The sequence below is a fragment of the Enterococcus sp. DIV1206 genome, from assembly GCF_051712485.1.
GTDB classification, from domain to species: domain Bacteria; phylum Bacillota; class Bacilli; order Lactobacillales; family Enterococcaceae; genus Enterococcus; species Enterococcus faecalis.
Genome location: NZ_JBIOOZ010000001.1, coordinates 2845001 through 2858702, shown reverse-complemented (window position 1 = coordinate 2858702; position 13702 = coordinate 2845001). Strand labels below are relative to the sequence as shown.

At 40.3% G+C, this 13702-nt stretch carries 10 protein-coding genes, 2 rRNA genes and 1 other annotated feature (1 of these 13 only partly in view); of the genes, 9 read left to right on the top strand and 3 right to left on the bottom strand.

The window, feature by feature from the left end; genetic code table 11:
* Window positions 1–10 precede the first annotated feature (10 nt).
* The 7 genes from IGK86_RS14120 (at window position 11) to guaB (ending at window position 7415) form a co-directional block, all read left to right on the top strand.
* Window positions 11–772: a ParA family protein gene (locus tag IGK86_RS14120; RefSeq protein WP_002355976.1), complete on the top strand. Its 762-nt coding sequence runs from the start codon at window positions 11–13 to the stop codon at window positions 770–772.
* Entirely contained in the window at window positions 765–1655 is an 891-nt protein-coding gene (locus IGK86_RS14115) for a ParB/RepB/Spo0J family partition protein (protein WP_002355975.1), read from the top strand. Before IGK86_RS14120 ends, IGK86_RS14115 begins: the two co-directional genes overlap by 8 nt.
* A 117-nt stretch (window positions 1656–1772) precedes the next feature.
* On the top strand, window positions 1773–1958 hold the full coding sequence (locus tag IGK86_RS14110; RefSeq protein WP_002355974.1) for a DUF951 domain-containing protein: 186 nt from the start codon (window positions 1773–1775) through the stop codon (window positions 1956–1958).
* 56 nt (window positions 1959–2014) lie between these two features.
* Window positions 2015–3130 (top strand): redox-regulated ATPase YchF, encoded by a 1116-nt coding sequence (gene ychF / locus IGK86_RS14105; protein ID WP_016617442.1) that lies wholly within the window; start codon window positions 2015–2017, stop codon window positions 3128–3130.
* A gap of 107 nt (window positions 3131–3237) precedes the next feature.
* Entirely contained in the window at window positions 3238–3927 is a 690-nt protein-coding gene (locus tag IGK86_RS14100; RefSeq protein WP_002363563.1) for a DUF1129 domain-containing protein, read from the top strand.
* A gap of 166 nt (window positions 3928–4093) precedes the next feature.
* Window positions 4094–5776, top strand: coding sequence for a 6-pyruvoyl-tetrahydropterin synthase-related protein (locus tag IGK86_RS14095; RefSeq protein WP_104877122.1), 1683 nt, complete (start codon window positions 4094–4096; stop codon window positions 5774–5776).
* Window positions 5777–5933: 157 nt separating this feature from the next.
* Window positions 5934–7415: an IMP dehydrogenase gene (gene guaB, locus IGK86_RS14090; protein ID WP_002355966.1), complete on the top strand. Its 1482-nt coding sequence runs from the start codon at window positions 5934–5936 to the stop codon at window positions 7413–7415.
* Window positions 7416–7582: 167 nt separating this feature from the next.
* Here the strand turns inward: guaB and serS are convergent, their stop codons facing one another.
* The 3 genes from serS to IGK86_RS14075 all read right to left on the bottom strand — a co-directional run bounded on the left by serS (window position 7583) and on the right by IGK86_RS14075 (window position 11049).
* Complete coding sequence (serS, locus tag IGK86_RS14085; protein ID WP_002355965.1) at window positions 7583–8854, bottom strand: serine--tRNA ligase; 1272 nt, start codon at window positions 8852–8854, stop codon at window positions 7583–7585.
* 87 nt (window positions 8855–8941) lie between these two features.
* Window positions 8942–9148, bottom strand: a binding site (T-box leader).
* Between the two features lie 40 nt (window positions 9149–9188).
* Entirely contained in the window at window positions 9189–10370 is a 1182-nt protein-coding gene (locus IGK86_RS14080) for a sensor histidine kinase (protein WP_002363566.1), read from the bottom strand.
* Window positions 10360–11049, bottom strand: coding sequence for a response regulator transcription factor (locus IGK86_RS14075; RefSeq protein ID WP_002355963.1), 690 nt, complete (start codon window positions 11047–11049; stop codon window positions 10360–10362). Before IGK86_RS14075 ends, IGK86_RS14080 begins: the two co-directional genes overlap by 11 nt.
* A 666-nt stretch (window positions 11050–11715) precedes the next feature.
* Between IGK86_RS14075 and IGK86_RS14070 the strand changes: the two genes are divergently transcribed.
* A 16S ribosomal RNA gene (locus tag IGK86_RS14070) occupies window positions 11716–13276 on the top strand.
* Between the two features lie 226 nt (window positions 13277–13502).
* Window positions 13503–13702: ribosomal RNA gene (locus IGK86_RS14065) — 23S ribosomal RNA — on the top strand; it runs 2713 nt beyond the window's last position.
* Together the 16S and 23S rRNA genes form the textbook arrangement of a ribosomal RNA operon.

Here is a 13702-nt window from a genome sequence, read left to right as displayed (position 1 = left end):
AGGCACACACATGACACGAATTATTTCTGTAGCGAACCAAAAAGGCGGCGTTGGTAAAACAACGACCACTGTAAATTTAGGCGCATGTTTAGCAAACTTAGGCAAAAAAGTCTTACTGATCGACATTGATGCACAAGGAAATGCTACCAGTGGCATGGGTGTCCCTAAACCAGATGTCGCACACGATGTGTATGATGTCCTTGTAAATGAAGAACCAATCACTAGCGTGGTTCAACATACCAGCCGTGAAAATTTAGATATTGTCCCTGCAACTATTCAATTAGCAGGCGCTGAAATTGAATTAACTTCAATGATGGCTCGAGAATCGCGCTTGAAATTAGCAATTGATGAAGTAAGAGACATGTATGATTTCGTTTTAATTGATTGCCCGCCTTCTCTAGGGCATTTAACAATCAATGCTTTTACAGCAAGTGATTCGATTCTAATTCCTGTTCAATGTGAATATTACGCATTAGAAGGCTTGAGTCAATTGCTAAATACGATTCGCTTGGTTCAAAAACATTTTAACCCTGAATTGAAAATTGAAGGGGTCTTGTTAACCATGTACGATGCTCGGACCAATTTAGGTGCCGAAGTCGTGGAAGAAGTCCGTAAATATTTCCGTGAAAAAGTCTATGATACGATTATTCCAAGAAATGTCCGTTTATCCGAAGCACCAAGTCATGGTTTACCAATCATTGACTATGATATTCGCTCAAAAGGTGCCGAAGTGTATCAAGCACTAGCAAAGGAAGTGTTGGAGAATGAATAAAGGCAAAGGTTTAGGCAGAGGCATCGATGCCTTGTTTCAAGATATCGCAAAGCTAGAAGATGTCGACGTTAAGAACGAACAAGTGACAGAAATTCTATTAAACGAACTTCGTCCCAATCCTTACCAACCGCGGAAAACATTTGATGAAACCTCTTTACAAGAACTTGCAAACTCGATTCTACATTCCGGTGTGTTTCAACCGATTATTGTTCGTAAATCGGCAGTTAAAGGCTATGAAATTATTGCAGGTGAGCGTCGGTTCCGGGCTTCTAAATTAGCCGGCAAAGAAAAAATTCCCGCAATTATTCGCGAATTTGATGAAGAATCCATGATGCAAGTTGCTGTTTTGGAAAACTTACAAAGGGAAGATTTAAATCCGCTAGAAGAAGCAGAAGCCTATGAAATGCTAATGAAAAATTTGAAATTAACACAAGCGGAAGTCGCAGAACGTTTGGGCAAAAGTCGTCCGTATATTGCCAATTATTTACGGTTGCTAACCTTACCAGATGCGGTCAAAGCAATGGTTCAAAAACAAAGCATGTCAATGGGTCAAGCACGGACGTTATTAGGCTTGAAGAACAAAGAACAGCTATTACCATTAGCTAATCGTTGTATTAAAGACAATTTAACGGTTCGACAATTAGAACAACTTGTCGCTGAATTAAACGAAACACAAGGCAAAAAGGGCAAAAAAGCGAAAAAAGCCATCAAAGAAAAACCCATTTATATTCGTGAAAGTGAAGACCGCTTAATGGATAAATTTGGGACAACCGTAGCAATTCAAGAAAAAGAAGGCAAAGGAAAAATTGAAATTGAGTACTTGTCCTCTTCGGATTTGGCTAGAATTTTAGATATTTTAGATATTCATTTTGACGAGGAATAAAAAGCAAAGTGAGAAAGTAAGACAGAAAGTCACAAATCCTTTTGCTAGTTTCGTTAAAAAATGGTATTGTAATCATGGTATTTTTATATAAGTAAGAGAAGAAAGAAGGCTTGGAACATGTATGATTTAGGCGATATTGTCGAAATGAAAAAGCCGCATGCTTGCCAAGCAAATCGTTGGCAAATCATTCGCATGGGCGCTGATATCAAAATCAAGTGCACGAATTGCGGGCATATTGTCATGATGCCGCGTCGTGATTTTACTAAAAAATTAAAAAAAGTAATCGAGAAAAAAGCAGACTAATGCTTTAATGCCTCTAATAGAAAAGAGAATAGACTGAGAGAAAGAGTGGAAAACAAATGGCACTAACAGCTGGAATTGTCGGCTTACCAAACGTTGGTAAATCGACCCTATTTAACGCAATTACAAAAGCAGGAGCAGAAGCTGCAAATTATCCCTTTGCAACGATTGATCCGAACGTCGGCATGGTTGAAGTACCAGATGCCCGTTTACAACGCTTGACAGAACTAGTAAAACCGAAAAAAACAGTTCCCACAACGTTTGAATTTACAGACATCGCTGGAATTGTTAAAGGTGCCAGCAAAGGAGAAGGGCTGGGAAATCAGTTTTTAAGTCACATTCGTCAAGTAGATGCAATCTGTCACGTGGTTCGTTGTTTTGATGACGAAAATATCATGCGTGAACAAAATCGAGATGCGGATTTCGTTGATCCTTTAGCAGACATTGATACAATTAATTTAGAGCTAATTTTAGCAGATTTAGATTCAATCAATAAGCGCTATACTCGCGTGGCTAAAATGGCGAAAGCAAAAGATAAAGAAGCGGTGGAAGAATTAGCTGTTTTAGACAAAATTAAACCAGTTTTAGAAGAAGGTTTATCTGCTCGTACGATTGAATTTACGCCAGAAGAAGAGAAAATTGTTAAATCTCTTTTCTTATTAACCACAAAGCCGGTCCTTTATGTAGCAAATGTTTCAGAAGATGAAGTGGCAGACCCAGACAACAATGAGTATGTACAACAAGTTCGTAATTTTGCAACCAGCGAAAATGCGGAAGTAATCGTGGTTAGTGCGCGAGCAGAAGAAGAAATTACTGAATTAGATTCTGAAGAAGACAAGGCTGAATTTTTAGAAGCAATGGGCATTGAACAATCTGGCTTAGATCAATTGATTCGTGCGGCGTACGATTTGTTAGGCTTAGCTACCTACTTTACAGCTGGTGAACAAGAAGTTCGTGCGTGGACGTTCCGTAAGGGAATCAAGGCACCTCAAGCAGCTGGGATTATCCACAGTGACTTTGAACGAGGCTTCATTCGTGCGGAAACAGTTTCTTATGAAGACCTAGATAAATATGGCAATATGCAAGCTGCCAAAGAAGCGGGCCGTGTTCGTTTAGAAGGAAAAGACTACGTCGTTCAAGATGGCGATGTTATGTTGTTCCGTTTTAACGTTTAAAAAAATGTGCCAACAAGCAATTTGTTTTGGGCTAAGCCCACATATTTAAGGCCATTCAGCCGTTTAGAAAGAGGTTCCCTCTACATGAGGGTGAGGAGGATACAACTATGGAAGCAGAAGCATTACGAGCAATCGTGGCTGAGAATCGTCAATTAGAACAGAATTTGACTAAAAGAAATGAACAATACATTTTTGACTTAAAAAAATCATTAAAAGCGGCTAATTTATCTGAAGAAGAACTAGCATTGGCTCTACACGGTATTTTACCAGAATTAGTAGCCGGTCAAAAAACAGGCAAAACAGCCCGTCAGTTATTTGGCACTGTTTCAGAACGGACGGAAGCGATTTTAAATAAACCAGCAGAAGTCAAAGAACCAGCGGGCTGGATGATTTGGCTCGACAATACCTTACTATTACTTGGTTTATTAACAATCATGTTAGCGGCGATGTCTCTATTTTCAAAAGGAACCGCACAGCCTCTCGGATTAACCACATATATCTTAGGTGCGATGGCTGGGGGTTATGTTTTCTATCTAATGCACAAATATGTTTACCGTTTTGATCGTCAAGGTGGCGACAAAAGCAAACGTCCTGGTTGGTTAAAAACGACCGCCATTCTATTTGGCGGAATGTTCTTGTGGATTGCAGTTTTCGCTGGTTCAGCGATGCTGCCACCAGTAATCAATCCCATTTTAGATCCGATGATTGCTTTAGTAATCGGTGCGTTAGCCTTTGTAGCACGCTATTTCTTCAAGAAAAAATACAATATTCAAGGTAGTTTCATGACACGTCAATAAACGGCGCGCGCTCAATTGTGAATGCGCTCGGCTGACGCAGAAACTGCAACAAGCAAAGTCGCTCTCTCAATAGAGCGTTTTAACAGTTAAAGCCTGGGGGATTAGTCGAAAAAACTAGTGTCCCAGGCTTCTGTTTTCAGAAGTTTGCTAAAGAAAGGAGCCTCTTATGGGACAACAAGTGAAGTCTTGGTGCCGTCAACACGAGCGGCTACTCATTTTTATTAGTTTTCTCTTATTAAGTGGACTTTCTCTCTATTTTGTCTATTTTCAAGAGAATTTTTTACGAGCAAGTGATTTCCGCTTTCATCAAAATCGGGTGGAAGGTCTCGCATTAGCAATTAAAAACAACGACTGGTTTCCTAAAATCAATTATTTTTTCTTGGGAGGCTATGGCTATGCCTCTAGTTTGTTTTATCCAGATGCGTATCTTTATTTACCTGCGCTTTTGCGTGTTCTGGGGCTTTCCTTTGTCGCTAGTATGGCGATTTTTGTGTTTGCGGTAAACTTGGCAACATTTAGCCTTACTTATTATGCAGGCCGATTAATGGCGCTCTCTAAAAAAAGAAGCTATCTCTTTGCCATTTTGTATGGCTTATCTATTTACCGCATGCAAGACTTGTTTAATCGCCAAGCGTTAGGAGAATTTTTGGCGCTAAGTTTTTTTCCGTTGGTCTTAGCGAGCCTGTTTTTATTACGAAAGGGAACCACGAAATATTGGCCATTGTTAACGCTGGCGATGACTGGGATTGGGTTGGCTCACTTTATTTCTATTGAAATGGTTTCTATTTGGATTGGGTTATACATTCTGTTTTATTGGCAGCAGTTTTTTAAAAAGGAGGTCCTGTGGGCATTAGCGAAGGCTGCAGGTCTGACATTGCTTTGGCTGGCCTTTTATCTTTTACCAGTTGCTGAACAAATGAAAAATCAAGTGTTTAAAGTTACGTCCAATCCACTCACTTATATTTCCGAAAGAAGTTATCCCATTGATTCTCTTTTCTTTAATAGTTTAAAGAGCAGTGTTTTTCACGCGAAAACAGCGAATCTAGGAACCCTTTTGTTTGTAGGGCTTGTTGTAGCAGTGGTTTCGCTTGCCAGCAAAAAAATTCAGAACAAACGGTTTATTGGTTTGACGCTAGTACTCTTATTGATGGTTACTACGCTTTTTCCTTGGCACTGGCTGAACCACACGCCTTTAAATACGATTCAGTTTCCTTGGCGGTTTTTAGGGATTCTTTCCGTAATGCTCGCTTTTTTCATTGCACAAGACGAATGGGGCGTTTTCCGTAAATCTTGGACAGTGGCTTTGTTGGTTTTCCTTGCCATCAGCAATTTAGGCATTTATCAATATCAAAGTATTCAGTCACAACAAGGCCGCCTGTTAACAAAAGCTGAGTATGAGCAGCCAGCGCCTTTTTATATCGGTGCGGGCCATGAATATTTGCCAGATGAAATCAATTATCAGGAATTATTGAAACAGAAAAAACGACAACTTGATTATTCGGAAGAACAAGTAACCATTACAAACGTTAGAATGCCTTATGGGAAAATTTCATTTGACTACCAAGTGGTGAATCAATCAGCGAAGGTGACCGTTCCTTTTATTTATTACTTAGGCTATCAAGCCACGATTCAAATGAAAAACCAAACGGGCGCTAAAAAAATGAGCCTAACCAATCAAGGAGGCTTAGCCGCTCTTTCTTTATCTGGTACAGGACATGTCGACATCCGTTACCAAAGAACAAAAGTGCAAAAAATAGGGACAATGATTACCTTGCTTTCTGTTGGTGGTTTTGGATTTAGCCGATTTTTACAACAAAAAAAGAAACACAAGATAAAAGAACAACGATGAAAATAGGACTTTAATTAGGAAGAGTTGAATAAAGGACAAACCGATTTTGGCGTTTTGTCCTTTATTCCTCATTGATTATTTAAACAAATCTAGTTGACTTCCTTAGTATTATCTGTTATTTTCATATATAAAATTAAGTTGAGGAGTGGACAAAAAAATGTCAAATTGGGAAACAAAATTTGCGAAAAAAGGTCTTACATTTGATGATGTGCTATTAATCCCTGCAGAAAGCCATGTCTTACCAAATGATGTAGACATGAGTGTACAATTAGCTAAAAATATCAAGTTAAATATTCCATTGATGAGTGCCAGTATGGATACTGTTACAGATAGTAATATGGCAATTGCGATGGCTCGTCAAGGTGGACTAGGTGTCGTACATAAAAATATGACTGTCGCCCAACAAGCAGACGAAGTACGTAAAGTCAAACGTTCTGAAAGCGGCGTTATCATTGATCCATTCTTTCTAACACCAACAAACTTAGTAGCGGATGCAGAAGAATTAATGAGTCGTTACCGTATTAGCGGTGTGCCAATTGTAGAAACAATGGAAAACCGTAAATTAGTCGGAATTATTACAAACCGTGATATGCGTTTTGTAACGGACTACCAAATCAAAATCGAAGAAGTCATGACAAAAGATCATTTAGTCACTGCGCCAGTTGGCACATCTTTAAAAGATGCAGAAAAAATCTTACAAAAACATAAAATCGAAAAATTACCAATCGTTGATGAAGCAGGTCGCTTAAGTGGCTTAATTACAATTAAAGACATTGAAAAAGTGATTGAATTCCCAAATGCTGCCAAAGACGAACACGGTCGTTTACTTGTGGCGGCAGCAGTCGGTGTCACTAGTGATACGTTCGAACGTGCGGAAGCATTATTAGAAGCAGGTGCCGATGCGATTGTTATCGATACTGCACATGGCCATAGTGCCGGCGTTATTCGCAAAATTAAAGAAATTCGTGAAACGTTCCCTGAAGCAACATTAATTGCTGGTAATGTTGCCACTGCTGAAGCAACCAAAGCATTGTATGATGTCGGCGTTGACGTTGTCAAAGTTGGTATTGGACCTGGTTCAATTTGTACAACACGTGTCGTTGCTGGTGTTGGTGTTCCTCAATTAACAGCGATTTATGATGCTGCTTCTGTAGCTAGAGAATATGGTAAAGCAATTATCGCTGATGGCGGTATTAAATATTCTGGTGATATCGTGAAAGCCTTAGCTGCTGGTGGACATGCTGTAATGCTAGGAAGTATGTTAGCAGGTACAGATGAATCTCCAGGCGAATTTGAAATTTATCAAGGCCGTCGTTTCAAAACTTACCGTGGCATGGGCTCATTGGGTGCAATGGAAAAAGGATCAAGTGATCGTTACTTCCAAGGAAGTGTCAATGAAGCAAACAAATTAGTGCCAGAAGGAATCGAAGGACGTGTCGCCTACAAAGGAAGCGTTTCTGATATTGTCTTCCAATTAATCGGTGGCTTGAAATCAGGGATGGGTTACGTCGGTGCAGCAGACCTGAAAGCGTTGCGTGAAGAAGCACAATTTGTTCAAATGAGCGGTAACGGATTGAAAGAATCACATCCACATGACGTTCAAATCACAAAAGAAGCACCAAACTATTCTGTTCAATAAAATAAAAGCTGATTTTTTTGAAATTTAAAAGAGGCAGACGTCATTTCGACGTCTGCCTCTTTTTCTGTAGAATGAAGGAGTTGCTTCTGTTTCCGCCGTTTATCAATTTTTAAGCCTGTAGAATAAAAGCCGTTATCTGATATCAGACAACGACCTTCATCTTCCCTTTATTTAATAACTGTTAGGTTACCCATGTAAGGAACTAGGACTTCTGGTACAGTCACAGAGCCATCTTCGTTTTGGTAGTTTTCTAAAATAGCAGCGACTGTCCGTCCTACGGCTAAACCAGAACCGTTGAGTGTATGCGCATATTGGACTTTATCATTTTCATCACGGTAACGAATCATCGCACGGCGCGCTTGGAAATCTTCACAGTTTGAGCATGAACTGATTTCACGGTACGTTTCTTGAGCAGGAATCCAAACTTCCAAGTCATAAGTTTTCGCAGCTGAGAAGCCCATGTCACCTGTTGAAAGAGCCATGACACGGTAAGGTAATCCCAGTTTTTGCAGAATTTCTTCGGCATTATTCGTCATTTTTTCTAATTCCTCATAAGAATGCTCTGCATCACTAAATTTAACCATTTCGACTTTATTAAATTGGTGTAAACGAATTAACCCACGTGTGTCACGACCAGCGCTACCAGCTTCAGAACGGAAAGAAGGGCTCAAGGCCGTAAAGTAAATCGGTAAATCCTTGCCATCTAAAATTTCATTGTTGTAGTAATTGGTTAAAGGGACTTCCGCAGTTGGAATTAACGTTAAATCCGTATCTTGTAATTGGAAGACATCTTCTTTAAACTTAGGAAATTGGCCAGTCCCGAACATGGCGGTGTCATTAACGATATAAGGCGTAATCATTTCTGTATAGCCATGTTCATAAACATGTAAATCTAACATGAAGTTGTATAACGCACGTTCTAAGCGAGCACCTAGGCCTTTGTAATAAACAAAACGGCTACCAGCTACTTTGGCACCACGTTCAAAATCTAGAATGCCTAAGTTTTCAGCGACTTCCCAGTGTGGTTTTGGTTCAAAAGCAAAAGTTCTTGGTTCACTCCAACGACGTACTTCTACATTTTCTTCTTCACCAGCACCAACAGGCACAGAATCATCTGGCAAGTTCGGTAAAGTAGTTGTGATCCCACGTAGCTCTTCGTCAATAGCGTTAATTTCTGCATCTAATGCTTTAATATTGCCGCCGACTTCTTTCATTTCCGCGATTTTAGCCGTTGCATCTTCTTTGTTCCGTTTTAATTGAGCAATTTCAGCAGACACATCGTTCCGATATTTTTTCATTTCTTCGACTTTGACTAATAAATCACGGCGACTTTCATCTAAACGCAGAAATTCCACTAAGATTTCTTCTTTCACACCACGGGTTTGTAGCTTTGCTTTTACTTCGTCAAAATTTTGACGCATCATTTTTACATCTAACATATTTTTTCCTCCTCAAAATTAGTACATAATCAATAATAACTGTTGTAGAAAACAACAAAAAAGCCATCTCACCCCAAAAATAAATATTCTTGGGACGAAATGACTGGAAATCTCGCGGTACCACCCAAGTTCAGTAATGTTACTGCCCTTGATTTGCAGATAACGGCTGCAAACCGTTCCAACTTATTTCGCTGGACACCAGGAAGAGACGGACTTCTTTATAGATGAATGTTTGCTCGCACCCCCGCAAACTCTCTGGAATTCAGTGCCATAAATACTTTTTCTCTTAGTTTTCTCTTTTCTATAGAATACCGAAAAAGTTCAGGGATGTCAATTAACTCTCTGATTTCTTGTTGGTACGCTGTAAGGGTAGATGAATAATAAAGGAGGTCCACTTTTGATCAGACTTCGCATAAATATATCCACCATGTAAAGCGACAATACTTTGTGCAATAGCCAGACCTAAACCAGTTCCACCCGTTTCTTGTGATCGGGATTCTTCGACACGATAGAAGCGATCAAATAACTGATCTAAAGAATGTTTAGGAATAGCTGGTCCATCATTGCGAACAGCGATAATTGCTTCGGTGCCGACTTTGTCTACTTCCATCACAATATGATGGCCACCTTTGCCATATTTCAAAGCGTTTGAAAGAAGGTTGTTAAAGACTCGGACTAGTTTTTCCGTATCGCCTTCCATCATTAAAGAAGCTGGATTGGCTTTTACTTGGATTTGCATATTAATCTTTTTCGCTTCCAATTCAAAATCGGCAGCAAGCTGTTCAATTAATTGTGCCATATCAAAAGTCGTCGTATGAATCGGTACACTTGGTTGACGGACTTTTGTATATTCAAAAAGATCATCAACTAATAATTTCATTTGTTTCGCTTTGACGTAAGCGGTATGCGTATATTTCAGTAAATCTTCTTGGCTATGAAATTGACGATCTTCAATCAATCCCAGATAACCAATAATAGAAGTTAACGGTGTTCGAATATCATGACTGACATTCGTAATTAATTCATCTTTTGATTTTTCAATTCGCCGTTCATCTTCAATGGCTGCGACAGTACTATCCACTAGACCGTTAATACTCGTCACGACTTTTGCTAAATCACCACTTAATTCAAACGGAATGCGGTGATTGTAATTACCATCAGCGATGTAATGTAACTCACTGATAATATGACGCAATTGCATTTGATGGTAGCGACGAATTAAGCGCCAATAGAGAACAGCTGCATCTACTAAAAAGAAAATGGGTAAGACAAATTTATTCCAGCTCCAAAACAAATCAGTATTTAATTCTTTAGCGACCGCATCCTTAGTGGCCCAGATGACACCAGCTAAGGGCGAGTTTTCACTAAGTAGTTGTCCTAAAAGGAACATAATTGAGACATTTAATAGTAGTAATAAAACAATTGTCACAATTGCTTCTGCTAATAACTCGCTGATTTCTTTAGAAGTTAAGGTAATTCGTTTTTGTTTTTCAATCTTTTTAGGTTTAACGAGCATCGATCTTATATCCAACTCCCCACACTGTTTGAATGACTTTTTCTCCACCAGTTGCTTCTTCAATCTTATCTCTTAAATGACTGACGTGAACCATCACGGTTTTAGCAGAAACAATACTTTCTTGTTGCCACACACGCTCAAAAATTTCATCCGCACTAAACACACGATTTGGATGACTAGCTAATAGATAGAGGATACCAAACTCAAGAGCGGTTAATTGAATTTCTTTTCCTTCTATTGTTTTGACTTCGTGAGAGTCCTTATTAATCATTAATGGGCCGACTTCTAATTCATCGGGTTCTTCTTTGGTTAATTGCATTTGGCTTCTACGTAAAATAGACTTCACCCGAGCCATTACTTCTAAAGGATTAAAAGGCTTGGTGACATAATCGTCTGCACCAGCAACTAAGCCTTTGATTTTATCCATATCGGTTGTTTTTGCTGTTAACATAATAATTGGAATTTGCGATTCTTTTCGAAGTTCTTTCACTACTTCCATTCCATCCATAATTGGCATCATAATGTCCAAGATTAATAAATCGATATCTGGTGTTGTGTGCAATTTGGATAATGCTTCTTTTCCATCATAAGCTTTCACGACTTCGTATCCTTCATTATGAATATAAATACTCAATAGTTCTACAATTTCTTTATCATCATCTGCAACTAAAATTTTCATAAGCGTTCATTTCCTCCATATATAAAAAATCTCTTTTCCATATTTTAACAAATAATTGCTAAAAAGGACAAAATCCTTGATATATTACGATAAATTTAGAAGATTTTGCTAAAAGTTAATAAACTATAGCCAAAAAAGGATGAAAGGGGGTAAAAAACGAACGAAAATACCTATACCAATCATAATAATCGGTATTGAAAAAAAGTTTAAAAAAAGTGAAAATAATGATTGACCAATGCTTGAAATCTTGGTATATTATTACATGTCGCAAGGCGAGTCACACAGCTGAGCGATTCAGAAATCAATAATTAAATAACAATTCTTGATTTCAAATCTCTCGAAAAAAGTTTGAAAAAACAACAAAAAAGTTGTTGACAAATAACAAGCGAGATGATAAGATATAGAAGTTGTCACAACAGACAACAACAACCGAGCAAAACAACTTGAAAAAACTTTTTTAAAAAAGTTCTTGACATTCAAACGAAAGTTTGTTATGATATAAAAGTTGCTGCGAGGTGACGTAGACCTTTGAAAACTGAACAAAGAATAGACGAACCAAATGTGTAGGGCGTCTTGATTCAATTCAAGACAACAAACATTTTTAACAAGCAAGCAATATGCTAGCAAACAAATTGAGCTTAACAATCGCAAGATTGTTCTAACTTTTATTATGAGAGTTTGATCCTGGCTCAGGACGAACGCTGGCGGCGTGCCTAATACATGCAAGTCGAACGCTTCTTTCCTCCCGAGTGCTTGCACTCAATTGGAAAGAGGAGTGGCGGACGGGTGAGTAACACGTGGGTAACCTACCCATCAGAGGGGGATAACACTTGGAAACAGGTGCTAATACCGCATAACAGTTTATGCCGCATGGCATAAGAGTGAAAGGCGCTTTCGGGTGTCGCTGATGGATGGACCCGCGGTGCATTAGCTAGTTGGTGAGGTAACGGCTCACCAAGGCCACGATGCATAGCCGACCTGAGAGGGTGATCGGCCACACTGGGACTGAGACACGGCCCAGACTCCTACGGGAGGCAGCAGTAGGGAATCTTCGGCAATGGACGAAAGTCTGACCGAGCAACGCCGCGTGAGTGAAGAAGGTTTTCGGATCGTAAAACTCTGTTGTTAGAGAAGAACAAGGACGTTAGTAACTGAACGTCCCCTGACGGTATCTAACCAGAAAGCCACGGCTAACTACGTGCCAGCAGCCGCGGTAATACGTAGGTGGCAAGCGTTGTCCGGATTTATTGGGCGTAAAGCGAGCGCAGGCGGTTTCTTAAGTCTGATGTGAAAGCCCCCGGCTCAACCGGGGAGGGTCATTGGAAACTGGGAGACTTGAGTGCAGAAGAGGAGAGTGGAATTCCATGTGTAGCGGTGAAATGCGTAGATATATGGAGGAACACCAGTGGCGAAGGCGGCTCTCTGGTCTGTAACTGACGCTGAGGCTCGAAAGCGTGGGGAGCAAACAGGATTAGATACCCTGGTAGTCCACGCCGTAAACGATGAGTGCTAAGTGTTGGAGGGTTTCCGCCCTTCAGTGCTGCAGCAAACGCATTAAGCACTCCGCCTGGGGAGTACGACCGCAAGGTTGAAACTCAAAGGAATTGACGGGGGCCCGCACAAGCGGTGGAGCATGTGGTTTAATTCGAAGCAACGCGAAGAACCTTACCAGGTCTTGACATCCTTTGACCACTCTAGAGATAGAGCTTTCCCTTCGGGGACAAAGTGACAGGTGGTGCATGGTTGTCGTCAGCTCGTGTCGTGAGATGTTGGGTTAAGTCCCGCAACGAGCGCAACCCTTATTGTTAGTTGCCATCATTTAGTTGGGCACTCTAGCGAGACTGCCGGTGACAAACCGGAGGAAGGTGGGGATGACGTCAAATCATCATGCCCCTTATGACCTGGGCTACACACGTGCTACAATGGGAAGTACAACGAGTCGCTAGACCGCGAGGTTATGCAAATCTCTTAAAGCTTCTCTCAGTTCGGATTGCAGGCTGCAACTCGCCTGCATGAAGCCGGAATCGCTAGTAATCGCGGATCAGCACGCCGCGGTGAATACGTTCCCGGGCCTTGTACACACCGCCCGTCACACCACGAGAGTTTGTAACACCCGAAGTCGGTGAGGTAACCTTTTTGGAGCCAGCCGCCTAAGGTGGGATAGATGATTGGGGTGAAGTCGTAACAAGGTAGCCGTATCGGAAGGTGCGGCTGGATCACCTCCTTTCTAAGGAATATTACGGAAATACACATTTCGTCTTTACTTTGTTCAGTTTTGAGAGGTCTACTCTCAAAACATTCGTTCATTGAAAACTGGATATTGAAGTAAAAAGAATCAAAACAAACCGAGAACACCGCGTTGAATGAGTTTTTTAATAAGTTCAATTGCTTATTTATTGATTAACCTTCTATCGCTAGAAGAAGTGATCAAGACCCAACCGTAAGGTTGATAAGGTTAAGTGAATAAGGGCGCACGGTGGATGCCTTGGCACTAGGAGCCGATGAAGGACGGGACTAACACCGATATGCTTTGGGGAGCTGTAAGTAAGCTATGATCCAGAGATTTCCGAATGGGGGAACCCAATATCTTTTATAGGATATTACTTTTCAGTGAATACATAGCTGATTAGAGGTAGACGCAGAGAACTGAAAC

Bases quoted from the DNA above. Each gene is read 5' to 3' on its own strand.
- IGK86_RS14120 (WP_002355976.1), top strand. From the start codon at position 11: ATGACACGAATTATTTCTGTAGCGAACCAAAAAGGCGGCGTTGGTAAA.
- IGK86_RS14115 (WP_002355975.1), top strand. From the start codon at position 765: ATGAATAAAGGCAAAGGTTTAGGCAGAGGCATCGATGCCTTGTTTCAA.
- IGK86_RS14110 (WP_002355974.1), top strand. From the start codon at position 1,773: ATGTATGATTTAGGCGATATTGTCGAAATGAAAAAGCCGCATGCTTGC.
- ychF (WP_016617442.1), top strand. From the start codon at position 2,015: ATGGCACTAACAGCTGGAATTGTCGGCTTACCAAACGTTGGTAAATCG.
- IGK86_RS14100 (WP_002363563.1), top strand. From the start codon at position 3,238: ATGGAAGCAGAAGCATTACGAGCAATCGTGGCTGAGAATCGTCAATTA.
- IGK86_RS14095 (WP_104877122.1), top strand. From the start codon at position 4,094: ATGGGACAACAAGTGAAGTCTTGGTGCCGTCAACACGAGCGGCTACTC.
- guaB (WP_002355966.1), top strand. From the start codon at position 5,934: ATGTCAAATTGGGAAACAAAATTTGCGAAAAAAGGTCTTACATTTGAT.
- serS (WP_002355965.1), bottom strand. From the start codon at position 8,854: ATGTTAGATGTAAAAATGATGCGTCAAAATTTTGACGAAGTAAAAGCA.
- IGK86_RS14080 (WP_002363566.1), bottom strand. From the start codon at position 10,370: ATGCTCGTTAAACCTAAAAAGATTGAAAAACAAAAACGAATTACCTTA.
- IGK86_RS14075 (WP_002355963.1), bottom strand. From the start codon at position 11,049: ATGAAAATTTTAGTTGCAGATGATGATAAAGAAATTGTAGAACTATTG.